The organism is Paraburkholderia sp. NPDC080076, assembly GCF_050281145.1.
In the GTDB taxonomy this organism is placed as follows: Bacteria; Pseudomonadota; Gammaproteobacteria; order Burkholderiales; family Burkholderiaceae; genus Paraburkholderia.
The window spans coordinates 86,890-108,542 of record NZ_JBNNWQ010000011.1 but is presented as its reverse complement, the minus strand read 5'-3'; the positions used below and the strand labels follow the sequence as shown (position 1 = coordinate 108,542).

20 protein-coding genes and 1 tRNA gene are annotated in these 21,653 nt (G+C 61.1%); 9 read left to right on the top strand and 12 right to left on the bottom strand.

Features of this window, described 5'->3' with window-relative positions:
• Positions 1-14: 14 nt before the first annotated feature.
• Positions 15-1,148: a 4-hydroxyphenylpyruvate dioxygenase family protein gene (locus ACQKRQ_RS33705; RefSeq protein ID WP_408178515.1), complete on the bottom strand. Its 1,134-nt coding sequence runs from the start codon at positions 1,146-1,148 to the stop codon at positions 15-17.
• Positions 1,149-1,364: 216 nt separating this feature from the next.
• Entirely contained in the window at positions 1,365-2,348 is a 984-nt protein-coding gene (gene pcaQ / locus ACQKRQ_RS33700) for a pca operon transcription factor PcaQ (protein WP_427481752.1), read from the bottom strand.
• Positions 2,349-2,456: 108 nt separating this feature from the next.
• Between pcaQ and pcaH the strand changes: the two genes are divergently transcribed.
• Together pcaH and pcaG are read left to right on the top strand one after the other, a co-directional pair.
• Positions 2,457-3,161: a protocatechuate 3,4-dioxygenase subunit beta gene (gene pcaH, locus ACQKRQ_RS33695; RefSeq protein ID WP_427481750.1), complete on the top strand. Its 705-nt coding sequence runs from the start codon at positions 2,457-2,459 to the stop codon at positions 3,159-3,161.
• Positions 3,162-3,164: 3 nt separating this feature from the next.
• Positions 3,165-3,752: a protocatechuate 3,4-dioxygenase subunit alpha gene (gene pcaG, locus ACQKRQ_RS33690; protein ID WP_132383770.1), complete on the top strand. Its 588-nt coding sequence runs from the start codon at positions 3,165-3,167 to the stop codon at positions 3,750-3,752.
• A gap of 147 nt (positions 3,753-3,899) precedes the next feature.
• On the opposite strand, the gene ACQKRQ_RS33685 is transcribed toward pcaG, so the two are convergent.
• The gene (locus ACQKRQ_RS33685; RefSeq protein ID WP_427481748.1) at positions 3,900-5,156 is read right to left on the bottom strand and encodes a serine hydrolase; all 1,257 of its coding nucleotides are present in this window, start codon (positions 5,154-5,156) and stop codon (positions 3,900-3,902) included.
• Between ACQKRQ_RS33685 and ACQKRQ_RS33680 the strand changes: the two genes are divergently transcribed.
• Positions 5,105-5,260 carry a hypothetical protein gene (locus tag ACQKRQ_RS33680; protein ID WP_427481982.1) on the top strand — a complete coding sequence of 52 codons (156 nt, stop codon included), beginning with the start codon at positions 5,105-5,107 and terminating at the stop codon, positions 5,258-5,260. The two genes, ACQKRQ_RS33685 and ACQKRQ_RS33680, sit on opposite strands and share 52 nt — an antisense overlap.
• A 26-nt stretch (positions 5,261-5,286) precedes the next feature.
• Here the strand turns inward: ACQKRQ_RS33680 and ACQKRQ_RS33675 are convergent, their stop codons facing one another.
• Positions 5,287-5,550, bottom strand: coding sequence for an H-NS family nucleoid-associated regulatory protein (locus ACQKRQ_RS33675; protein ID WP_427481746.1), 264 nt, complete (start codon positions 5,548-5,550; stop codon positions 5,287-5,289).
• 466 nt (positions 5,551-6,016) lie between these two features.
• Here ACQKRQ_RS33675 and ACQKRQ_RS33670 point away from each other — a divergent pair, with 466 nt between their 5' ends.
• The 3 genes from ACQKRQ_RS33670 to ACQKRQ_RS33660 all read left to right on the top strand — a co-directional run bounded on the left by ACQKRQ_RS33670 (position 6,017) and on the right by ACQKRQ_RS33660 (position 7,667).
• On the top strand, positions 6,017-6,652 hold the full coding sequence (locus ACQKRQ_RS33670) for a LysE family translocator (RefSeq protein WP_408178512.1): 636 nt from the start codon (positions 6,017-6,019) through the stop codon (positions 6,650-6,652).
• A 295-nt stretch (positions 6,653-6,947) separates the two neighbouring features.
• On the top strand, positions 6,948-7,151 hold the full coding sequence (locus ACQKRQ_RS33665) for a cold-shock protein (RefSeq protein WP_012428559.1): 204 nt from the start codon (positions 6,948-6,950) through the stop codon (positions 7,149-7,151).
• A gap of 291 nt (positions 7,152-7,442) precedes the next feature.
• Complete coding sequence (locus tag ACQKRQ_RS33660) at positions 7,443-7,667, top strand: hypothetical protein (RefSeq protein WP_132383764.1); 225 nt, start codon at positions 7,443-7,445, stop codon at positions 7,665-7,667.
• A gap of 112 nt (positions 7,668-7,779) precedes the next feature.
• Here ACQKRQ_RS33660 and ACQKRQ_RS33655 read toward each other — a convergent pair whose 3' ends face one another.
• On the bottom strand, positions 7,780-9,411 hold the full coding sequence (locus ACQKRQ_RS33655; RefSeq protein ID WP_408178511.1) for an acyl-CoA synthetase: 1,632 nt from the start codon (positions 9,409-9,411) through the stop codon (positions 7,780-7,782).
• 92 nt (positions 9,412-9,503) lie between these two features.
• Between ACQKRQ_RS33655 and ACQKRQ_RS33650 the strand changes: the two genes are divergently transcribed.
• Together ACQKRQ_RS33650 and ACQKRQ_RS33645 are read left to right on the top strand one after the other, a co-directional pair.
• Positions 9,504-10,313, top strand: coding sequence for a Crp/Fnr family transcriptional regulator (locus ACQKRQ_RS33650; RefSeq protein WP_408287044.1), 810 nt, complete (start codon positions 9,504-9,506; stop codon positions 10,311-10,313).
• Between the two features lie 182 nt (positions 10,314-10,495).
• Positions 10,496-12,055: a methyl-accepting chemotaxis protein gene (locus tag ACQKRQ_RS33645; RefSeq protein ID WP_427481743.1), complete on the top strand. Its 1,560-nt coding sequence runs from the start codon at positions 10,496-10,498 to the stop codon at positions 12,053-12,055.
• 110 nt (positions 12,056-12,165) lie between these two features.
• On the opposite strand, the gene ACQKRQ_RS33640 is transcribed toward ACQKRQ_RS33645, so the two are convergent.
• On the bottom strand, positions 12,166-12,519 hold the full coding sequence (locus ACQKRQ_RS33640) for a transposase (RefSeq protein ID WP_427481741.1): 354 nt from the start codon (positions 12,517-12,519) through the stop codon (positions 12,166-12,168).
• A 332-nt stretch (positions 12,520-12,851) separates the two neighbouring features.
• On the opposite strand from ACQKRQ_RS33640, the gene ACQKRQ_RS33635 reads away from it, so the two are divergent.
• Positions 12,852-13,934: a porin gene (locus tag ACQKRQ_RS33635; RefSeq protein WP_408178619.1), complete on the top strand. Its 1,083-nt coding sequence runs from the start codon at positions 12,852-12,854 to the stop codon at positions 13,932-13,934.
• A 141-nt stretch (positions 13,935-14,075) separates the two neighbouring features.
• Here the strand turns inward: ACQKRQ_RS33635 and ACQKRQ_RS33630 are convergent, their stop codons facing one another.
• The 6 genes from ACQKRQ_RS33630 to dnaG all read right to left on the bottom strand — a co-directional run bounded on the left by ACQKRQ_RS33630 (position 14,076) and on the right by dnaG (position 21,629).
• Complete coding sequence (locus tag ACQKRQ_RS33630) at positions 14,076-15,209, bottom strand: porin (RefSeq protein WP_132383752.1); 1,134 nt, start codon at positions 15,207-15,209, stop codon at positions 14,076-14,078.
• Between the two features lie 773 nt (positions 15,210-15,982).
• Positions 15,983-16,156, bottom strand: a complete 174-nt coding sequence (locus ACQKRQ_RS33625; protein WP_427481738.1) for a hypothetical protein — start codon at positions 16,154-16,156, stop codon at positions 15,983-15,985.
• A gap of 191 nt (positions 16,157-16,347) precedes the next feature.
• Positions 16,348-16,557, bottom strand: coding sequence for a hypothetical protein (locus ACQKRQ_RS33620; RefSeq protein WP_408178507.1), 210 nt, complete (start codon positions 16,555-16,557; stop codon positions 16,348-16,350).
• 465 nt (positions 16,558-17,022) lie between these two features.
• Positions 17,023-17,110: transfer RNA gene (locus ACQKRQ_RS33615), tRNA-Ile, on the bottom strand.
• Between the two features lie 153 nt (positions 17,111-17,263).
• Positions 17,264-19,666: an RNA polymerase sigma factor RpoD gene (gene rpoD / locus ACQKRQ_RS33610; protein WP_427481736.1), complete on the bottom strand. Its 2,403-nt coding sequence runs from the start codon at positions 19,664-19,666 to the stop codon at positions 17,264-17,266.
• A 91-nt stretch (positions 19,667-19,757) separates the two neighbouring features.
• Complete coding sequence (dnaG, locus tag ACQKRQ_RS33605; RefSeq protein ID WP_132383746.1) at positions 19,758-21,629, bottom strand: DNA primase; 1,872 nt, start codon at positions 21,627-21,629, stop codon at positions 19,758-19,760.
• Positions 21,630-21,653: the final 24 nt, after the last annotated feature.

The following is a 21,653-nucleotide window of genomic DNA, read 5'->3' as shown; positions in this document are numbered from 1 at the left end:
CGTCAGATCAAACCTCAAGCGCCCGCTTGTTCGCGCGCCTTTGCCAGCGCGCTCAAATTGCCTTCGCCGAAGCCGTGATGACCTTGGCGCTGGACGATCTCGAAGAATATTTCGCCGGCGCGGCGCCGCACGAAGGTTTGGAAAAACAGCAGCGGCACGCCGTCCGCGCCGATCTCGCCGTCCACCAGCACGTGCGTGCGCTTGAGCCGCGCGACGTCGAGCCCATGACCCGGCAGACGCGCGTCGAGTTGCTCGTAATAGCGTGGCGGCGGCTCGACGAACTCGACGCCGTTCGCGAGCAATTGTTCGACGCACGCGAAGATGTCGTCGGTCGCGAGGGCGATATGCTGCACGCCTTCGCCCGGATGGTCCGGCAGGTACTCATGCATCAGGTTGGTCCGGCTCGTGCCTTCCTCGTACAAGGGCACGCGGATCGCGCCGCACGGCGACACCATCACGCGCGATTCCGCCGAGACATGCCAGTTGGCGTGCAACTCGTGAATCTCGCGGAAGTTGAGCAGGTCGCGGTAGAAGTCGAGCCATTCTTGCATCCGGCCCTCGCCGACCGTTTGCGTCAGATGGTCCACCGCGACGAGGCCGGTGCCCGCATGGCTCAAGTCGGCATGCGCCGTGTCGATTTCGATGGGCCGGAAGTCGATATCGAAGATCGAGATGTCGCCGAGACCGCCACGCTGGCCGCCGCGGCCGCGCCAACGGTCGACGAAATAGATGTGCGAGTCGCCGATGCCCTGAATGGCCGGAATCAGCAGCTCGCCCGTGCCGATCTTTTCGCCTTCGAACGCCCATGCGCCGAGTTCGATCGCGCGGTCGAAGGCGCGCTGCGCGTCCGCCACGCGAATGCCGATCGCGCAAATGCCCGCGCCGTATTCCTCGGCATAGCGCGCGGCGAACGAATCCGGCTCGGCGTTGATGAGGAACTGCATCTCGCCCTGACGATAAAGCGTGACGTCCTTACTGATATGCCGCGCAATCGCCTTGAAACCGAGTTTGGTGAAGGTTTCGCCAAGCGCCTGCGGATCGCGCGCGGCGAACTCCACGAATTCGAGTCCGGCGGTGCCGAGCGGATTGTGCTCAGGCGCCGACACGGCGCGCAGCGCGGCGTCTGGAGTGGGCAAGTCGCTGGGCATGGCAATCTCCTTTACAGTCTTTCGACACTGTTCCTGCTGTTTCCGGTGTTCGGTGCAAGCCGCCGCCACATCCGCAGTGTGACACCACGGCTTTTGCACCGTGTTTGTACACCGGGTAGCCGGGCGTCCGCAACCTTCATTTTGTACCGGATGGTTCACACGACGGCGCGCCGCATGCCTCGCGGCGCTCATCACCATGATTGAGTACCGGACGCCCTATTTGCGGCTCCGTTTCTGCACCCTTTTACCGGCTGCCTTGTCCGCGCTCGACGCCATGCGCTGCTGCGCGACCTCGCGCACCGCCTCGATAAACGCCCGCCCGACCGGCGACGGCTGCGTGTCCGAGCGGCGGATCAATCCGACCGGCTCGCCGGTGCCGGCAAAGGGCAACGGCAAACGGACCAGCATGCCGTGCGCCAGCTCGTATTCGACAGCGCTCAGCGGGACGAACCACACCGCGTCGTTCTCCAGCGTCAACGCGCGTCCCGTCGAAACCGACAATACCTCGACGAACGCCGACAACGGCGGCACGCCCCACGCGCTCAGCAGGCTGTCCGCCGATTGCCGGATCAACGTGCCGAACGGCGGCAACACAACCGGAAAATCTTCGAGCGAGGTTGCCGGTAAGCCCGCGTCCGCCGCGAGCGGATGCCCGGCGCGCACCACCGCGATCAACGGCTCGCTGAACAGTTGCTCGAAACTGAGCCCGACCATACGCTCGGGATCGGCCAGACGTCCGATCGCAAATTCGATCGTGCCCGCTTTCAGGCGCTCGAGCAATTCCGGGTTGGCGCCGGTCGCGAGGCGCACGATCACGCGCGGCCACAGCGTGGCGAACTGCTTGAGCACCGGCGGCATCAATGCCGCCGCGACGGTCGGCAAGATGCCGATTTCCAGCGTGGCAGCGGCAGCGCCTTCCGCGCGCGCCAGCAGATCGACACCCTGGCGCAACGCGCTGACGCAGGCGCTCGCGTGCGGCATGAAAAGTTGCCCCTCGCGGGTCGGCACGGCGCCGTGGCGGCCGCGCTCGAACAGCTTCACCCCGAGAATCGCTTCGAGTTCGGCAACGGTCTTGGAGACCGCGGGCTGAGTGATCGACAGGCTGTCAGCGGCCCGCTGGACGCTGCCGAACTGCGCGACGGCCAGAAAGCACTGGAGATGACGGAATTTGACGCGGCTATCCGCGAGACTGCGTTGCATAACGGCAGGTTATACGAAAAGGGCGAAAACGTCATTTTGCATAACCTCTCAGGTTGGATAAAGTCTTTCCATAACGCCGTATCCCACAATTCCTCGAAGGAGACACTGATGGACGATTCCTTTCTCAGCGCGCGTGACTTCACGTCGCATCCCGCTTACGTCTACCCCGGCTACGGTTCGTCGGTCAAACGCGGCCCGACGCGTCCGCTGATTCCGCTGAAGGAAAAGCTGCGCGACCAGCGCGTGCCGGTCTACGGCACCGATGACCTCGGCGCGCTCGACCACGACCTGACGCGAAACGCCGTACGCAATGGCGAGCCGCTTGGCGAGCGCATCATCGTGACGGGCCGCGTGCTCGACGACGGCAACCGCCCGGTGCGCAACACGCTGGTCGAAATCTGGCAAGCCAACGCCGCCGGCCGCTATGTTCACAAGGCCGACCAGCATGACGCGCCGCTCGACCCGAATTTCCTCGGCGCGGGCCGCTGCATCACGGACAACGAAGGCCGCTACCGTTTCCTGACGATCAAGCCTGGCGCATATCCGTGGGGCAACCATCCGAATGCGTGGCGTCCGAACCATATCCACTTCTCGCTTTTCGGCGACCATTTCGGCTCGCGCCTCGTCACGCAGATGTACTTCCCCGGCGACCCGCTGCTGGCGTTCGACCCGATCTTCCAGGGCACGCCGGAGCACGCCCGTGACCGCCTGATCGCGGATTTCTCGCTCGACACCACGCAAGAGGCCTATGCGCTCGGCTACGACTTCGACATCGTGCTGCGCGGCCGCAACGAAACTCCGATGGAGCGCTAAGCCATGACGACCCTCAAGCAAACGCCTTCGCAAACGGTCGGACCTTACTTCGCGTACGGTCTGTGCCCGCAGCAGTACGATTTCGACTTCAAGAGCCTGTTTACGCCCGTTCTGGCTGACCGCGAAGCGGCCGGCGAGCACATCACGATCGTCGGCCAGGTGTTCGACGGCGACGGCAAGGTGATCGGCGACGCCATGCTCGAAGTGTCGCAGGTGGACGCGAATGGGCACTTCCCGGAGTCGCGCGACGAAATCCTGAAGACCGGCTTTCGCGGTTTCGCGCGTGTCGGCACCGGCACGGATCCGCACAAACGCTTCGTCGTGGAAACGGTGAAACCGGGCCGCGTCAGCCCGGATGAAGCGCCGCATCTGAATGTGATCCTGACCATGCGCGGCATGCTGCTGCACACTTTCACGCGCGTCTATTTCGAGGACGAAGCCGCGGCGAATGAGAAAGACCCCGTACTGGCAACGGTTCCAGCGGACCGGCGCGCCACGCTGATCGCACGCCGCGAGCCGCATGTGGCTAACGTCTACCGCTTCGACATCTACATGCAAGGCGATAAGGAAACCGTATTTTTCGATCTTTGACGCGGTTTTTCTACACTTTCATATAGCTTTCACATACACTGAGCATGATCCTTCTAGCGACTGGATCGCGATACTCCGAGTAGTTGAGCCCGCCTTGCGCGGGCTTTTTTTTGGTCTTTTTCGGCCTTCTTGTCTGATGAATAACGCTTAGCGCAACGAACAGCGCAGCCAGCGGCTGATTCTCGTCACGTCGGCAATGTGATCGTGCGCGCCTGGCGCACCCAACACCACGATGTCGACCGGCCTGCCGTGCACCCTCATTCGCACGACAACACAGTGTCCGGCCTCGTTGATGAAGCCGGTTTTCTGCAGAACGATCGAGCGGTCGCCGCCTCGCACCAGCGCATTCGAGTTGTGATAGCTCAGGCTAGCTCGTCCGCCGCCGGGTAAAACCACTTGCGCGCGATCGGTGGAATAAGCGCGAATCAACGGATAACGGCTGGCCGCGGCGACCAGCAACGACAAATCCCGCGCTGTCGAAACGTTTTGCGGCGACAAGCCCGTGCCGTTCACAAACGACGTATGCCGCATACCGAGAGCGCGCGCCTTCGCATTCATCGCGGCGACGAAGCCCGGACGGCCGCCCGAATAATCGCGACTGAGCGCGGCCGCAGCGCGGTTCTCCGACGACATCAGCGCAATATGCAACATGTCATGGCGCGACAGCGTCGAACCGACACTCAAACGTGAACCGGTGAACTTGTCGAAATCCTGGTCCTGAACCGCAACGTTGAGCGGCGCATTCAATGCATGCCTCGTATCGAGCGACACGACGGCTGTCATCAGTTTGGATACCGAAGCGATTGGCATGACTCGGTCAGCCTGCTTTTCAGTGAGTACGGTTTGCGTTCGTTCGTCGACGACGTAGACGGATCTGGCGCGCAGCAACGCGCGCGATTTCGGCGTATAGCCGCAGCGCGCCAGCAGGCGAAGCGCTTTATGCGGCATCGACGCGCGCGACGCTGATACATGTTGCGTATCGCGCTTTGCCGCCAACTCTGCGGGCCGCCTCGCGCCGCGCGCATCCCGCGCATTGCGCACAGCTTGCCGGCGATGTTTAGGTGTGATCTTGCTGGCATGCATCGTCCGTTCGGTGCCCGTCACGTGCTTGCGCTTGTGCGTGACACGACGCCGAGCCTTGCCGGGAGTGGGCTTCTTCGCTTTGCTCGAGCGTTTGGCTTTCGCTTTGGACGTGTGCCTCGTGGACGTTTCGACGTGCCGGCTCACGCGCACGGACGGCTGACGTGCAGGCTGGTGGGCCGCACCAAACGACCCGCCGATATTCAGCCACAACAGGCCGAATACCGCGAGACAGCGGAACCATGCAGGGAAACGTAAAGCAGGAAATTCAGATGAAGGAGTTCGACGACCGTACGGTATGCAGCTTCCAGTTCTGTGCCGCATGCGCCCGTATGAACGGGCACGGAATCGGCAACGACGCGCCGATCTTAAGGCAGATCGCGCATGCGATCAACGGCAAAGGAACGCGCCGGCAGGCTATGCGATAACCGCGAGCAAGCGGCAGACGCCACTCTCAGCAACGGAAATGATCGATGTTCTGTCCAGCGTAAATCGCGCGCGCGAGCCAGTCCGGTTTATCACCGTGACCGTCCCACGTATTGCCGTAGGCGTCGCGATACATCACGGCCCGGGTCGCGGTCGCATCGGTTTCGATCGCTTCGGCGAGCGCTTCTATCGTAATGCCGTATTCGTCCATGCGTCGGCGGATCCATGCGACCAGGCGCTCACGCGCATTCCCGTCGAAGTCGAGCTGCCGTTGTTCTCCAAGCTCTTTCATAACGTACCGGTATCGCGGCTAATAATGCTCGCATTAGAAAAACAAAAGGCTTCGCTAAACAACGCGAAGCCTATGCGTGATTCAGATGGCTCGAGTGCGAATCGAACTCGCGATGCCTCTCCCGATGCGGGAGAACTCGCACCTGGAAATCATGCCCATTAAATCTTGGATTATGGGGAATTCGTCGGCAACCGGATCGAATTGCGCTCTTGTCTCGCCCCGTGGTTCGGGGCTGCTTCAGCGTATGGAAAGCGATTCTAGCATCCAATTTCTTTTGCTTGCAGCAATGAATTGTTAGTCCGCGTTGCAGGGCTTTTCAATTGCCATTGGGTTATCCAGACTGTTAGCAGAAGCGGCAATACTCATCGACAAGAAATGAGCGCGAAGCAAAGGGACAAAAGCAAAGCCTCGCACTCTCATGTTATGTTTCACTGATAGCACGCTAGCGCACAGGAGACACTCGACCATGACCGCTTCAACCGCCATCATCACCATCCTCGTCGCACTCCTGTTAGGCGCCATGAGTCCGGGACCGAGTTTCGTCATCGTCGCCCGTAATGCGATCGGCTTGTCGCGCGGCGATGGTCTCGCCACCGCCATTGGCATGGGCGTCGGCGGTGTGTTCTTTAGCGGCATCGCGTTGCTCGGTCTCTATACCTTGCTGGCGAGCGTCGAATGGCTCTATGTCGGCCTGAAAGTGGCAGGCGGCCTCTATCTGATCTATCTGGCGTCGAAAATCTGGCGTGGCGCCGCCAAACCGCTCGCCTTCGATGCCACGCAAGCGGTCCAGGCCAATGCCCGTAAATCTTTCTGGATCGGCTTGAGCACACAACTCAGTAATCCGAAGACAGCCGTTTATTACGGCAGTATCTTCGCGGCCCTGCTGCCGCAACATCCGCCGCTGTGGTGCTACTTTGCATTGCCGCCTGCGATCTTCGCTATCGAAGCCGGCTGGTACACCGTTGTCGCGCTGTGTTTTTCGAGCAAGCGACCGCGCGAAATTTACCTGCAATGGAAAGCCTGGGTCGATCGGGTCGCCGCGAGCGCCGTCGCCGCGCTGGGATTGCGCCTCATCCTGACGGCACACAAAGTGGGTATCTGAAACGCGTTGCCGCTCGAACGGCTTGCCGTGCCGCGTCGCACGGCAAGCCGGGAACCAGGGCTCTATCGGCAAGCGCGCAGCGCAAGCCGTTCGCGGCACCCGGCAAAACAGTTACAAGATAAGTGTTGACGTTGATACACCCCGGCGGTTACTGTGGCATCCGAAGTTCAAGAAGTTCGATTGCTGTTCATCAATGTCTCGCTCCCTCAGCGGTATTCGTTGTCCTCTCCCTCCTTGACGCTTCACGCGCTCTTTCACAGAGCACATCTTTCTATTTTTACCTCAAGGATTCTTCATGGATACCGGTACCGTTAAGTGGTTCAACGACAGCAAAGGCTTTGGCTTCATCACCCCGGACAAGGGCGGCGACGACCTGTTCGCACACTTCTCCGAAATCAGCGGCGACGGCTTCAAGACGCTGGCTGAGAATCAGAAAGTGAGCTTCGAAACGAAGCAAGGCCCGAAGGGTCTGCAAGCGGCTAACATCAAGCCGCTGTAAGTTTGAAGGGCTCGGTGTCCGGCAACGGACATCGGGCTGCAGCGACATCCTCGCGGAGCTTTGTCTCCCACAGTTTGCGCGTATCGCTTTGAGCTGCATGCCATTCAAGCAGCTTGCCTGAGCGCCAAACGCCTCGTTGCACCTCATTCTCCCCTCCGGCTTCAACGCCCATTTTTCGCTTTTCCGACTGCGTCAGGATTCGGCTCGCAATGGCTTTGAATCAGCTCGTCCGCGCGACTCGTACAAGGGTCCGCAAGGCAGGCGCGCACTCGAACATCATTAAAATATAAAATGCAAAACAAACATATTCATCACTACAACGGCTATGCCGTCAAACCCTCGGCGCATCGTTTGCCCGATGGCACTTTTTCATCCAATCTGCTGCTCGAACGCGCCGACAGCGCGCGCACCGAAGGGCGCTACCAGTTCTATTCGCTCGATTACTTCACGAACGAAGAACAGGCTTTGCAGCACTCGGCGCGCTGGGCACGTCACTGGGTCGACACGCGCGGCTAAGCGCGCGACCGGCGCGCAATCCTATGCGATGGCGCGCACGTGATCCACACAGCGCGCAGTACCGGCACTGGCGTGCCATTCGGCACGCCACACCATCGCACCCGCAAGCGCATCATGGCTTTTCTTCGGCCTTGATGCGCGCGCGCAGTTCGAACTTCTGAATTTTTCCCGTCGATGTCTTCGGCAATTCGCCGAAGCGCACCGCTTTCGGCAACTTGTATCCCGCAAGAAAGAGCCGGCAGTGCGCAATGATCTCTTCCGCGCTCACCTGAGCGCCCTCCTTGAGCTCGACGAAGGCGCACGGTACCTCGCCCCACTTCGCGTCCGCCATCGCCACCACGGCGGCTACGGACACCGCAGGGTGACGGTACAGCGTGTCTTCGACCTCGATGCTCGAGATGTTCTCGCCGCCGGAAATGATGATGTCCTTGCTGCGATCGCGAATGCGGATATAGCCATCGGGCATCCGCACGCCAAGATCGCCGGTATGGAACCAGCCGCCCTGGAAGGTGGCGTCCGTCGCACGCTCGTTCTTCAGATAGCCCTTCATGCAGATGTTGCCGCGGAACATAATCTCGCCGATGGTCTCGCCATCGGCGGGCACGGGTGCGAGCGTGTCCGGGTCGAGCACGGTCACCGCCGCTTGCAGGTGATAGCGCACGCCCTGCCGCGCGTTCAGTTCGGCGCGCGCGCTGTCGTCGAGCGACTCCCACTCTTCCTGTTTTGCGCAGACCGCGGCCGGCCCATAGGTTTCGGTGAGTCCGTACACGTGCGTGAGATCGAAGCCGATCTCCTTCATCTTCGCGATCACTGCCGGCGCGGGCGCCGCGCCCGCCACCATCGTCGACACGCGATGCTCGATGCCCTCGCGCCATTCGGCCGGCGCGTTCGCGAGCGCGCTCTGAACGATCGGCGCGCCGCAATAGTGCGTGATGCCTTCGCGGCGAATCAGATCGAACACCGTCTTCGCATCGAATTTGCGCAAACAGACGTTGACGCCGGCACGCGCGGCTACCGTCCACGGGAAACACCAGCCGTTGCAGTGAAATAGCGGCAAGGTCCACAGGTAGACCGCGTGCTTGGGCATATCCCATTCGAGGATATTGCTGAGCGCGTTCAGATACGCGCCGCGATGGTGGTAGACCACGCCCTTCGGATCGCCGGTCGTGCCGGAGGTGTAGTTCAGCGCAATGGCGTCCCATTCGTCGGCCGGCAGGGTCCACGCGAATTCGGGGTCGCCGGATTGCAGGAACGCTTCGTAGTCTGTCGCACGGATGAATTGAGCCGGATCGGCGGGCATCGCGTCCGCCACGCTGATCACGCGCAGGTCCGGAAATTCCAGCGCGGCACGATGCGCGAACTCGCCGTACTCGGTATCGACGATCAGCGCCTTCGCCTCGCCGTGGCGCAGCATGAACAGCAGCGACGACACGTCGAGCCGCGTGTTCAGCGTATTGAGCACGGCGCCGGCCATGGGCACGCCGAAGTGCGCTTCTATCATCGGAGGAATGTTGGGCAGCAAGGCCGCGACCGTGTCGCCACGCTGAATGCCGGCTCGCTGCAGCGCGCTGGCCAGCCGCCGGGCGCGCTCGTAGGTCTCTCGCCAGTTGCGGCGAATCTCCCCATGGACGACCGCCGGCCGCTCACCGTAGACTTCCGCTGCGCGCACGATGAAATCGATCGGCGTTAGTGGGACATAGTTGGCCTCACGGCGCTCGAGGCCTGCTTCGAACATGTGCTTCATCGGATCGTCTCCAGAGGCGCTGGTCGCGCCGTCGATTATTCTGACTGATGAACTAGGCTAACAATTGCCATGGTGAACTGTCTGTCATTCAAATGACAGAGTGGCGCGCCCTGGCGCTGCCACACCCACATTCGCCCGAAAACCCGCAAGCTGCCATGAACGACGCTCCGCTCACCGCCCCCGCCGACGCCCGCCCGCGCAAGCCGGAACGGGTCGCGCGCGCAAATCTGCCGGGCCTGTTCGCCACGTGCGCGTGGTTCCGGGCGCTCGCCGCCGAGCATCAGGCCTTGGTGCTCGCCAGCGCGCACGCGGAGCATCTGGAAGGCGGCGCATGGATCGCGCGCCGCCAGGAGCCGTCGGACTACTGGATCGGCGTGCATTCCGGCCTCATCAAACTTGCCATCTATAGCCCTTCGGGACGCAGTTGCACGCTGTCCGGCGTGCCGCGCGGCGGCTGGTTCGGCGAAGGCAGCGTGATCAAGCGCGAACTGCGCAAATACGACGTGGCGGCGATTCAGCCCTCGCTGGTCATGTTCGTGCCGTCGGAGACGTTCCACACGCTGTTGGAGTCGAGCCTGCCGTTCACCGGCTTCGTGATCCGGCAACTGAACAACCGCATGGGCGAATTCATCGCATCGATCCAGAATAGCCGACTGCTCGATGTCGACGCGCGCGTCGCACAGGCGCTCGCGCAATTGTTCAACCCGGACCTTTATCCCGACACCGGCCGCACGCTGGCCATTTCGCAGGAAGAAGTCGGCCTGTTGGCTGGCGTGTCGCGTCAGCGGATCAATCAGGCGCTGCAAAACCTCGAACGGCTGCAAATTTTGCGCCTCTCGTATAACCAGATCGACGTGCTCGACCTCGAACGCCTTGGCGCGTTCGGCCGGGAACAGATCTAGCGCCCAACGCCCTGCCAGCCCCGTTTTTGCCTCACATGTTTCGGCTGTCGCCTGCGCGCGGCCGTTCGACTGTTTTTTGAGCAACCGGATAAAGAAAGCGCCGCACGCGCCGTTATGCGAGCTATGCAGCGCAGATTGCAGCCTCTCCCTATTCCGAGCTCAACGTATTGTCGAATCCGATAATGAACCGTCTGACACTGAAACAGAAATTGTGGGTGCCATTGCTGCTGTGCTGGGCTGCGCTCCTGATCGTGACCGTTGTGAACGCGTACGAAGCACGTAGCGGTCAAATGGCCGCACGGCGCGCGGATCTGGCCGACGTCACGGACATGGCGGCATCGATCGTCGCGGACTATGCGAAGCAGGCCGACGCCGGCAAGCTCTCCGCCGACGAGGCGAAGCAGCAGGCCATTGCCCGCGTCAATGCCCAACGCTACGGTGCATCCGGCTACGTGACGATCGTGCGCAGCGATTCGGTCATGATCGATCATCCGATGAGCCCAAAGCTCAACGGCAAGGACATGAGCGGTTTTCGCGACGCCAAAGGCAACGCGCTGTATCACGACATCGCCCAGGCCGGCGGTTCGGCGGCCGGCGCCGGCTACCTGCGCTACTGGTGGCCGAAACCCGGCGAGACGACGCCTAGCGAGAAGATCGGTTATGTGAAGCGCTTCGCCCCGTGGGGCTGGGACTTCATCGCCGGCGCTTACATGGACGACATCCAGGCGCAGTTCTACACGACACTCGCGCGCTCGGCCGGCATGCTGGTGGTGTTGGGCGTGATGGTGTCGTTCGTGGCGTCGCGCGTGGTGCGCAGCGTGTCGCGCTCGATCGGCGGCGAGCCTTCCGCGGCGGCTTCGATTGCGATGCAGATCGCGCGCGGCGATCTGGCCACGCGCATCGACCTGCGCCGCGACGACAAGTCGAGCCTGCTGTTCTCGTTGCGTGAGATGCGCGATCAACTCGCGGCCACCGTCGCGCGGATCAAGACGTCGGCGGAGACGATCACCGTCGCTTCGAAAGAAATCGCCGCCGGCAATCTGGATCTGTCGAGCCGCACCGAGGAACAGGCCGCGTCGTTGCAGCAGACTGCCGCGAGCATGGACGAACTCACCAAGACCGTCACGCAGAACGCCGACAACGCGGCGACCGCGTCCGAACTGGCCGGTGACGCGTCGGCCATCGCCGCGCGCGGTGGCCAGGTGGTCAACGACGTCGTCGAGAAAATGGTGGGCATCACCGATAGTTCGCGCAAGATCGGCGAGATCATCAGCGTGATCGAGGGGATCGCGTTCCAGACCAACATTCTGGCGCTGAACGCCGCGGTGGAAGCTGCGCGCGCCGGCGAAGAAGGCCGCGGCTTCGCGGTGGTCGCGGGCGAGGTGCGCAATCTCGCGCAACGCAGCGCGACAGCGGCCAAGGAGATCAAAGTGCTGATCGATCAGTCGGTCGCGCAAGTCGGCGAAGGCTCGACGCTCGCGGGCAAAGCGGGCAGCACGATCGGCGAGGTGGTCGACGCGGTGCGCCGCGTGACGGCCATCATGAACGAGATTTCGGCGGCTTCGAAGGAACAGAGTTCAGGTATCGGCGAAGTCAATCTCGCGATCCGTCAGATGGACGATGTGACGCAACGCAATGCCGCACTCGTCGAGCAGGCCGCCGCCGCGGCCGGTTCGCTCGATGAGCAGACCGAACAACTGCGCCATGCCGTCGCCGTGTTCAAGGTCGAGCAAGCTGCGTGATTGAGTGACAGCCGGTCTTTCCAGATCCGCAGGCCTGCTGACCGATTAAAGAAAGGCTGTCGCCGGGAACCTGGCGACAGCCTTTTTATTTGCCGCTGCGAAGCCGCTAGCTATGCAGCACTCACACCGCTCCTTCGCGTAACAGGCCGCTCCAGAATCGCGTCGGTCCCGAAGAGCGTGAACACGATGTCGGCCAGCACGCCCGACTTCTTCCAGCGCAGATAGTAGCGATGCGCCGTCTGATACGGCGCATAGCGCTCCGGCATCGCGCTCCAGGGCGCGCGTGCGCGCAGCACCCACATCACGCTATTCAGCACCCAGCGGATATCGATGCTGGGACGCCCGCGCCGAGGTCCAAGGGCCTTCATTTCAGGCAGCAGCGGCACGATGCGATGCCATTGCTCGTCAGTGAGATCGTGATTGGTCGGCAAATGAGGTTGCGTCTTTCGGGCGGAATTATCCATGCGGTAAAAGCGCGCGGCCGCCGCGTACAGGCTGGCGTGGCCGCGAAATAGCGTCTATCAATCAGTGGATTTCAGACTAACCGAAGCACGCTTCCGCGAAGGTTAACTCTTGTCAGACGGACCCGAATAATTGTCAGAAACTGCAATAAGTTATTGCGCTAAAGGACTTTTGGCGCGACGAGGGTGCTGGTCTATCATCGGCGCGCCGGCGCATGGTCAGCTTGCGCACGCCGGACTTGAATGAAAAATCCATAACCACATAAGCAGGAATGCCAGTGAGACAAATAAGACTCCTCAAGACCGCCGCCATCGTGGGTGGCGCCGCCCTCGCGATGACCTCCGAGCAAGCCTCGGCACAGAGCTCGATCACGCTGTACGGCGTCGCTGACGTGAGCGTTCGCTATTTGACGAACTCCAACGCCAAAAACGATGGCCGCCTGTTCATGACGAACGGCGCGATCACCAACAGCCGCTGGGGTCTGCGCGGCTCGGAGGATCTGGGCGGCGGGCTGAAGGCGATCTTCGATCTGGAAAGCGGCATCAATCTGCAGGACGGGTCCGCCTCGGACAGCCAACGGCTCTTCAACCGCAATGCGTATGTGGGCCTGAGCAGCCAATACGGCACGCTCACGCTGGGCCGTCAGAAGACACCGTTGTTCGACCTGCTCGGCGACACCTACGACCCGCTCACGGTCGGCAACTACTTCGAGAACTCATGGCTGCCGGGCGCGCTCGGTGCGGGGCTCTATGCGGACAACGCCATCAAATACACCGGCACGTACAAAGGCCTGACCATGGCCGCGATGTACTCGTTCGGCACCAACTCGGAATCGACCGGCGCGGGCGGTTTCTCCGGCCAGGTGCCGGGCCATCTCGGCGCGGGCTCGATGTACGGCTTCACGTTGTCGTATGTGGCCGGCCCGTTGAGCGTTGCAGGCGGCGTGCAGCAGAACAGCGACAACAGCAATCACAAGCAGACCATCTTCAACGCGAACGCCGTGTATGCGTTTAGCACGGCGAAGGTGTACGTCGGCTATCTGCATTCGAAAGACGACACCGGCTTCGTCGATAGCGCGCTGGCGCAGCAGACGCTCGTGCCCGGCGTGGATATCCTGAAGGGCTCGGGCCGCGTCGACAACGGTCCGTTCGCCGGCGTGACGTGGCAGGCAACACCCGCACTCACGCTGACGGGCGCAGCGTACTACGACCACATGTCCAATGCGGCGATCGGCAACGGACAACTGGGCAGCGGCAATCGCTATACGTTGGTGGCGCTGGCTGAGTACGCATTGTCCAAGCGCACCGAGGTGTACGGCACGGTCGATTTCGACAAGGTATCGGGCGCTGCGTCGGTCGAATTACCGGGCAAGAGCAATCAGACCGGCGTTGCGCTCGGTCTGCGTACGATTTTCTAAGGCACGCAGGGCCCCTCGAGCCGAGCAAGGCGCGCGGCATCCGGCATATTCACGCCGGGTGCCGACCATCGAATTGCGCGCGCATAAAAAAAGGTGCCGCGAACGGCACCTTTTCGTACAACAACCAGCTTCTGCTGAAGCTTAGAAGCGGTGACGCAGACCGACCGTAGCAGCCGTCTGGTTCTTCGACGACGACGGCAGTTGCGTGTTGTCGCCGCTGTAGATCGAAGCGACACCGCCGTCGCCCATTGCGTGCTGGTACACGGCTTGAGCGTAGACGTCCGTACGACGCGACAGCGAGTAGTCAGCCTGCAGGCCGATCTGGTGGTAGCGCACCGACTCCGAACCACCGTTCGCACCAACGCCGTAGCCCTTGCCGTCCGTGAACGTGTAAGCAACGCCCAGGCCCAGAGCCGGGGTCACGTTGTACTTGCCGTTGACTTCGTAGTTGTTAGCGCGCAGCGATTGCTGGCCAGCCGTGAAGTTGTCCGAACGCGATTGCGTCCATGCCAGACCGACGGTAGCCGGGCCGAAAGCGTACGAACCAGCAACGCCGAATTCACGTTGACGGAAGTTGCCGACGTTGCCTGCCAGTGCGTTGACGTACGAACCGTCCGAAGCACCGGTGTTGCCTGCGCCCGGGTTGTTTTGCTGTGCGTAAGCAGCACCCAGGTGCAGACCTTGCCACTGGTATGCAGCACCAACGCTGTATTCGCGGTTGTTTGCGAATGCGCCAGCCTGGTTCGAGAAGCCGTACGTGCCGCCGAACGTGAAGCCAGCGTAGTTAGCGCTCGAGTACTTGATCGAGTTGTTGACTGCGTAGCCGCCGTTCGTGTTCAGGTTGTCGTTGTTGAACGGGTGTGCGAAGTACGTACCGCCCCAGCTGCCCGTTGCGGTCAGCGGTGCCAGGTAGTCTTGAGCTGCGTCATATTGACGACCCAGCGTGACCGTACCGAATTGCGCGCTCGACAGACCGACGAACGCTTGACGGTTGAACATGCCGTTGTTGTTAGCGAACTTGCCGTTGTTGATGTTGAAGCCGCTTTCCAACGTGAAGATTGCCTTCAGACCGCCGCCCAGGTCTTCCGAACCGCGCAGACCGAACATGCTTTGGTTGATGCCGCCGCTACCAGCTGCCCACTTCGAATTGTGGTTGACGTTGCTCGTGTACGTCAGGCCCGCGTCCAGCAGACCATACAGGGTCACGCTGCTTTGTGCGTGAGCGACGGAAGCGAACGATGCGGCAACCGCAACGACGATGAGACTCTTTTTCATGCGTGGGACTCCTGTTCGATAAATTTACGCGGGGAGCGGGACCTGCCTCGGCAGCGCATGCATCGCACCCACTGCCGCCCTGTCGCCGACCCGTTTCGGATCAGCCGGGCACCCTTGAAACGAAGCGTGAGTGTAGGGGGACACCCTGGTAGCGAGGCCGGCAATTCACGCAACAGGATTTTTCAGAATCAGCAATAATCTAATTGCCGCAGGCATTAAGTCTTTGTTTTTCCGGCATTAATTGCAAAATTAGGCAAGTGTCGCAGCTGCTCTGAACATAAGTAATTTGCAACTTCTCAATATTGTCAGTTGTGTGTATGCAACAGGGTTTTCATATTCCCGTCGTAATCGGGTCGGAACGATTAAACAATCAGAAACTTCTGACTGCCCGGAAATGAGGCAATTAGGCCGTATCCATTCAGTTCAATGCTAATTTATTTTAGAAAACCGGGAACTTAATTAAATGGATGCAGTCGTTTGATTCAAACCGGATTAGCCAGTGTCATTGAACTGGCCATTAATGTCTTTGCGGAGTGAAATGAATTTAATGGAAGTTGCAGGGGCGATTCCGCGCACTTCGCGAGCCCGCGCGTCGAAGGGGAAAGCCTTCAGCACGGGCGTTGCCCGGAGGTGAAATGCGGCGCCAACCGCCGCGTGACAAAAACCCGTGCTGAAAGCGGATGGCATACATCGAACAGCCTTCCGCCTCCATTAAACGGCACGAACGTGCGATTTTTTACACGGAGTTTCCCTAGTTTCCGGTAAGCACGGCCTTATGGCTTGTCGGGCGATCGCCGGAGCACCTCGTCATCCTCGGGAGAAGCGCCCGGCACAAGCGGATCGGTTTCGGGCAGCACGCCTGGCAACGGACGCGGCTGCTCGTCGGGTTCATCGAGCGGCTGGTTGGCGGGGTCGGCAACGGGGTCGATAGTCGGATCGGTTTGCATGATGAGCGTCCTGAGGATGGGAATATCTCCCAACACTCAGCGCGCAACGGCTATTCCCGAGGTCTTGGCGCCACAGTCGAATCGCGCCGCCGTCTCGATCGGTTGATGTCCGGCTGTAGAAACTGCCCCGTGTACGCCGAAACTTTCAACGCCCAATCGCGCGACTGAATACGCCGCGCCCTGTCACGAGACTAATGGCGATCCGGCCGCGAGCGCGGCATCTCGTCGCCCGAACCGGTCAGGAACGGCTCCAGCCCGAACAGCCAGGCAAAGCAGAAGGTGGCGCGCGCCAACGCGCTGACCTGCTGTCGTTGCGGCGCACTCTCACCGGCGCCTTCCAGCGGAGTGGCCAGCAAGGGTCGAGTCTGCACAAACTCAGTAGCGGTGTGGTCAGGTCGCATGATCGTTCTCGTTATTGATATGGTTTGGACGCCGAGCTTATGCAAACGACGTGCCACTCTCACTAACCGGACCTCGGGCCGACTGCTACTCAGATTAGCGCCGCTATCGCAATGGCGTCTGTGCGCCGGAGCGCGAAACGGAAGCAACGAGATGACGAGGCGAATCCTGCAAAAGAGGGATTAAATCGAACGGAGTTTGCGCCGGCAACGGCAGAAGGAATGACGATATTGCCGCGACGTGAAATGCGCCGCTTAACACGCTCGCTTAACTCACAACATCCGATCTGAAGCGTTTGGAAAATCCCGCCAATGCGGCGATGAACGTCTTTCACCCAACCGGATAGACATCCGCCATGCGTAGATTAATAGCGCAGCGAAAGTGACATATTGCCGCGCCCGATATCCGCTTCACGCCATAAAAACAAAAAGGGTTCCGACATTATCGGAACCCTTTCTTAGCATCGATGGTGGGCCGGGTCGGATTCGAACCGACGGTGTCCTTTCGGAGGCGGATTATGAGTCCGCTGCCTGCAACCAGCACGGCGTCCGGCCCAAGAAAAAAGACCCGGTCGTGAAGGCCGGGCCTATTCGTTGATTGGCCGACATACTACACGAAAAAGGGGCCTTCGCAACCGCTTCGCTACGGCGAAACAACCGCGAGGCCCCTTCAAACCGCTACATCATTTGCAACCAACGCCAGCTTCGATCAATTCCCTTCGAGGAACGACTTCAGCTTGTCCGAACGGCTCGGGTGACGCAGCTTGCGCAGCGCCTTCGCCTCGATCTGACGGATCCGTTCACGCGTCACGTCGAATTGCTTGCCGACTTCTTCGAGCGTGTGATCGGTGCTCATCTCGATACCGAAACGCATGCGCAGCACCTTCGCTTCACGCGGCGTCAGCGAGTCGAGCACGTCCTTCACGACATCGCGCATGCTGGCATGCAAAGCGGCGTCGGCCGGCGCAACCGTGTTGTTGTCTTCGATGAAGTCGCCCAGATGCGAATCGTCGTCGTCACCGATCGGCGTTTCCATCGAGATCGGCTCCTTCGCGATCTTCATGATCTTGCGGATCTTGTCTTCCGGCATTTCCATCTTCTCGGCCAGCGTTGCCGGATCCGGCTCGAGACCGGTTTCCTGCAGAATCTGACGCGAGATGCGGTTCATCTTGTTGATCGTTTCGATCATGTGAACCGGAATCCGGATCGTGCGCGCCTGGTCCGCGATCGAACGCGTAATGGCCTGACGGATCCACCACGTTGCATACGTGGAGAACTTGTAGCCACGACGATATTCGAACTTGTCCACCGCCTTCATCAGGCCGATGTTGCCTTCCTGAATCAAGTCGAGGAACTGCAGACCACGGTTCGTGTACTTCTTCGCGATCGAGATCACGAGACGCAAGTTCGCCTCGGTCATTTCGCGCTTCGCCTGACGCGCCTTCAGTTCACCCGCCGCCATCTGACGGTTGGTTTCCTTCAGATCCTTCAGCGGCAGCACGACACGCGCTTGCAGATCCAGCAGACGCTGCTGCTGTTCGCGAATGGCCGGGATGTTCCGCGTGAGGATCGCGCTATACGCGTGACCTTCACCGACGATCTTGTCGGCCCATTCGAGATCCGTTTCGCTGCCCGGGAAACGCGCGATGAATTCCGCACGCGGCATGCCGCACTTGTCGACCACCGTATGCAGGATCTGACGCTCGACCTGACGCACTTCGTCCACTTGCGCACGCAGCGTGTCGCACAGACGCTCGACGGTGCGCGCGGTAAAGCGGATCGTCATCAGCTCGTTCTGGATCGTTTCCTGTGCCTTCAGATACGACTTGGACTTGTAGCCTTCCTTCTCGAACGCGCGACGCATCTTGTCGAACCATTCGCTGATCATCGCGAATTTTTCGAGCGACGCACGCTTGAGCGCTTCCATCTGCGCTGCGTTAGCCGTGGCTTGCGCCGTGCCGTCGTCTTCTTCCTCGTCCTCTTCCGCGTCCTCTTCGACTTCCTCGTCTTCGCTCTCGATCGCTTCCGCTTCCTGCGCGGAGAAGCCGTCCGCGTCTTCCGCATTGGCGTCGATCAGGCCGTCGACCAGTTCGTCGATGCGAATTTCCTCGTTCGCGACGCGCTCCGCCATCGCCAGGATGTCGGCGATCGTGGTCGGGCATGCTGAGATGGCCATCACCATGTGCTTCAGGCCGTCTTCGATCCGCTTGGCGATTTCGATTTCGCCTTCGCGCGTGAGCAGCTCCACCGTGCCCATTTCGCGCATGTACATGCGGACCGGGTCGGTGGTGCGGCCGAATTCCGAGTCGACGGTGGACAGCGCGACTTCCGCTTCCTCTTCCACTTCGTCGTCCGACGAAGCCGCCGGCGCGTTGTCGTTCAGCAGCAGCGTTTCAGCGTCCGGGGCCTGTTCATACACCGCCACGCCCATGTCGTTGAACGTGCTGATGATGCCTTCTATCGCCTCGGTCTCGGTGAAGTTGTCCGGCAGGTGGTCGTTGATTTCAGCGTACGTCAGGAAGCCGCGCTCCTTGCCGAGCTTGATCAGCGCGCGCAGTTTGGAGCGGCGTTCCTCGAGTTCCTCGACCGTGCCCGGCTGTGACGACGCGAAAGCGTCTTTCAGCAGCGCTTTTTCCTTTGCACGACGATCGCGAGCCTTGGCCTTTTCCACCTTGGCTGGAACAGCCGCGGGGCTTTCTTCGCTTTGGGTTGCGTCGTCATCGACGGGTACTTCGTTCAGCTTTTTCGTCATGGAGTTCGCCGTACCGGCTGTAGTCTCGACTCGCGGCTGGTGGACAACAGCCGTTTGAACCGTGGATACTGGAACCTCGCGCACTACCGCATCGTCCTGCGCGGCAGCCGCTTCCCTTGCGCTTCTGACACCCGACCCCTTCGTGGCCGGTACTGCTACAACTTTCGCCGCCCTGTCCGGCTCCGCTCGCGCAGCCGACGTGGTCGAGGACTTCTTCCCGGCAACCGGTGCAACGCTAACCGCAGACGTTTTTCTGGTGGAAGAAACTAACCTGGCCTCGGTGACCTTTCTGGTCCGCTCCGTGGAGCTCGTGCCTGTTGTTTTCTTTCCGTCCGTAGTTCCGCCCGTAGTCTTTGCCATCGCATCGCCTTTTCGCCTTTGCTAGGAAAACCCTTGAAAAACAAACCGCTGGAAACCTTTTATTATACCACCCAGGCTTCCTGCGCTCCGCCTACAGCCCGAGCTGGCGCTTCATGTCAGCCCGCTTCCGATTAAGCTCCGACAGCTCCGCAAACTCCTCCGGCGTGTGCCGGGATTGCCGCGAAAGCTGCTCGAGACGATCGCAGTAAGCGTCGTACCGCATCTTCAGGATCGCCGCTTTCAGTTCCTCGCCGACAATCCGTTCCTGCTCGCGCCGTTCCTCGATGACGGTCGCATCTTCCGGGTCCTTCAGCAGTAAATCCCGGACGTTTTCATCATAGTCTAGAATTTTGCGAAAGATTTCCTCGAAAGTTGGGGCGTTCGCGCCGTTTCGCAATAGGTCGGACAACAACTGAAACTCCGCCGAATCGCCCAGCGCACGCGCGTGCGTCGTCACTTCCTCAAACAACTCGCCGTGCCGCGTGACCGTGAGAAGAGCCTGTTCGGCCTCTTCGTCCAGCACGGACACCGTGCGCGGATACATCACCAGATTGCGCAGCGTTTTTTCCTCGATCCCGGTCACACTGCGCCGGTCTTTGCGGGCCGGCGCGGCGCGGGCCGCCGCCGCGATGCGCGAATCGACCTCGCATAGCGCGGCGACCTCGTCGAACGGCACGTCGAGCCGGTCGGCGAACATATGCATGATCTGGGCGCGCAGCGCGTTGGCCGGCAGCGCCTGCAGCAGCGGCTTGGCGTCGAACAGCGCGCGGGCCCTGCCTTCCGGCTGATCCAGCTCCTTGCCGGTCAGCACCTCGTTCAGCATGAACTGCGACAGCGGCATGGCCCGCTCGACCTGCTCGGCGAAACCCTCGGTGCCGAATTCACGCACATAGCTGTCCGGATCGTGCTCGGACGGCAAAAACAGGAACCGGATGGTCCGGTTGTCCGCCGCATGCGGCAAACAGGCGTCCAGCGCACGCCGGGCGGCGCGCCGGCCGGCCGAATCGCCGTCGAAACTGAAGATGACCGTGTCGGTCTGGCGCATCAGTTTCTGCACATGAATCGGCGTGCAGGCCGTGCCGAGCGTGGCGACCGCGTTCTGGAACCCCAATTGGGCCAGCGCGACCACGTCCATATAGCCTTCCACGACCAGCACGTAGTGCTGCTCGCGAATTGCCAGACGCGCCTCGAACAGCCCATACAGCTCGCTGCCCTTGTTAAATAAAGGCGTTTCGGGCGAATTCAAATATTTGGGCTCGCCGCCGTCGAGCACGCGGCCGCCGAAGCCGATCACCTGACCTTTCACATTGCGTATCGGGAACATGACCCGCTCGCGAAAGCGGTCGTACCGGCGGTTCTGGCCCTGAGCGTCGGACTTTTCGCTGACGATCACCAGACCCGATTCGACCAGCGAATCGTCGCGGTAGTTCGGAAAGGCCGCTTCGAGGTTCTGCCAGCCGTCCGGGGCATAGCCGAGCCCGAAACGGGCCGCGATCTCGCCGGTCAAGCCGCGTTTCTTCAGGTACTGGATCGCGACCGGCGCGCTGCGCAGTTGCTTGCGGTAGAAGTCGCAGGCGGTCTGCATGACATCGGATAGCGCGGTGGTAACCGCTTTGGACGCCGCCGGCGCATAGCCGCCGCCGGAACCGCCGCCGCCATAGCCGGGCGATGGCTCATTCGGCACCGTCAAGCCGACCGACTGCGCCAACTCATTGACTGCCTCGGGAAACGATGAGCCGACGTGTTCCATCAGGAACCCGATGGCCGTACCATGCGCGCCGCAGCCGAAGCAGTGATAGAACTGCTTAGTCGGACTAACCGTAAACGAAGGGCTTTTCTCGTTGTGGAACGGGCACAGCCCCATGAAGTTCGCGCCGCCCTTTTTCAACTGCACATACCGGCCGACCACGTCGACGATATCGACGCGGTTGAGCAGGTCCTGCAGGAATGACGGAGGAATCACGGTAAATGACGCTGCCTAAAAACT

Bases quoted from the DNA above. Each gene is read 5' to 3' on its own strand.
- ACQKRQ_RS33705 (WP_408178515.1), bottom strand. From the start codon at position 1,148: ATGCCCAGCGACTTGCCCACTCCAGACGCCGCGCTGCGCGCCGTGTCG.
- pcaQ (WP_427481752.1), bottom strand. From the start codon at position 2,348: ATGCAACGCAGTCTCGCGGATAGCCGCGTCAAATTCCGTCATCTCCAG.
- pcaH (WP_427481750.1), top strand. From the start codon at position 2,457: ATGGACGATTCCTTTCTCAGCGCGCGTGACTTCACGTCGCATCCCGCT.
- pcaG (WP_132383770.1), top strand. From the start codon at position 3,165: ATGACGACCCTCAAGCAAACGCCTTCGCAAACGGTCGGACCTTACTTC.
- ACQKRQ_RS33680 (WP_427481982.1), top strand. From the start codon at position 5,105: ATGAAGGAGTTCGACGACCGTACGGTATGCAGCTTCCAGTTCTGTGCC.
- ACQKRQ_RS33685 (WP_427481748.1), bottom strand. From the start codon at position 5,156: ATGCGGCACAGAACTGGAAGCTGCATACCGTACGGTCGTCGAACTCCT.
- ACQKRQ_RS33675 (WP_427481746.1), bottom strand. From the start codon at position 5,550: ATGAAAGAGCTTGGAGAACAACGGCAGCTCGACTTCGACGGGAATGCG.
- ACQKRQ_RS33670 (WP_408178512.1), top strand. From the start codon at position 6,017: ATGACCGCTTCAACCGCCATCATCACCATCCTCGTCGCACTCCTGTTA.
- ACQKRQ_RS33665 (WP_012428559.1), top strand. From the start codon at position 6,948: ATGGATACCGGTACCGTTAAGTGGTTCAACGACAGCAAAGGCTTTGGC.
- ACQKRQ_RS33660 (WP_132383764.1), top strand. From the start codon at position 7,443: ATGCAAAACAAACATATTCATCACTACAACGGCTATGCCGTCAAACCC.
- ACQKRQ_RS33655 (WP_408178511.1), bottom strand. From the start codon at position 9,411: ATGAAGCACATGTTCGAAGCAGGCCTCGAGCGCCGTGAGGCCAACTAT.
- ACQKRQ_RS33650 (WP_408287044.1), top strand. From the start codon at position 9,504: ATGACAGAGTGGCGCGCCCTGGCGCTGCCACACCCACATTCGCCCGAA.
- ACQKRQ_RS33645 (WP_427481743.1), top strand. From the start codon at position 10,496: ATGAACCGTCTGACACTGAAACAGAAATTGTGGGTGCCATTGCTGCTG.
- ACQKRQ_RS33640 (WP_427481741.1), bottom strand. From the start codon at position 12,519: ATGGATAATTCCGCCCGAAAGACGCAACCTCATTTGCCGACCAATCAC.
- ACQKRQ_RS33635 (WP_408178619.1), top strand. From the start codon at position 12,852: ATGACCTCCGAGCAAGCCTCGGCACAGAGCTCGATCACGCTGTACGGC.
- ACQKRQ_RS33630 (WP_132383752.1), bottom strand. From the start codon at position 15,209: ATGAAAAAGAGTCTCATCGTCGTTGCGGTTGCCGCATCGTTCGCTTCC.
- ACQKRQ_RS33625 (WP_427481738.1), bottom strand. From the start codon at position 16,156: ATGCAAACCGATCCGACTATCGACCCCGTTGCCGACCCCGCCAACCAG.
- ACQKRQ_RS33620 (WP_408178507.1), bottom strand. From the start codon at position 16,557: ATGCGACCTGACCACACCGCTACTGAGTTTGTGCAGACTCGACCCTTG.
- rpoD (WP_427481736.1), bottom strand. From the start codon at position 19,666: ATGGCAAAGACTACGGGCGGAACTACGGACGGAAAGAAAACAACAGGC.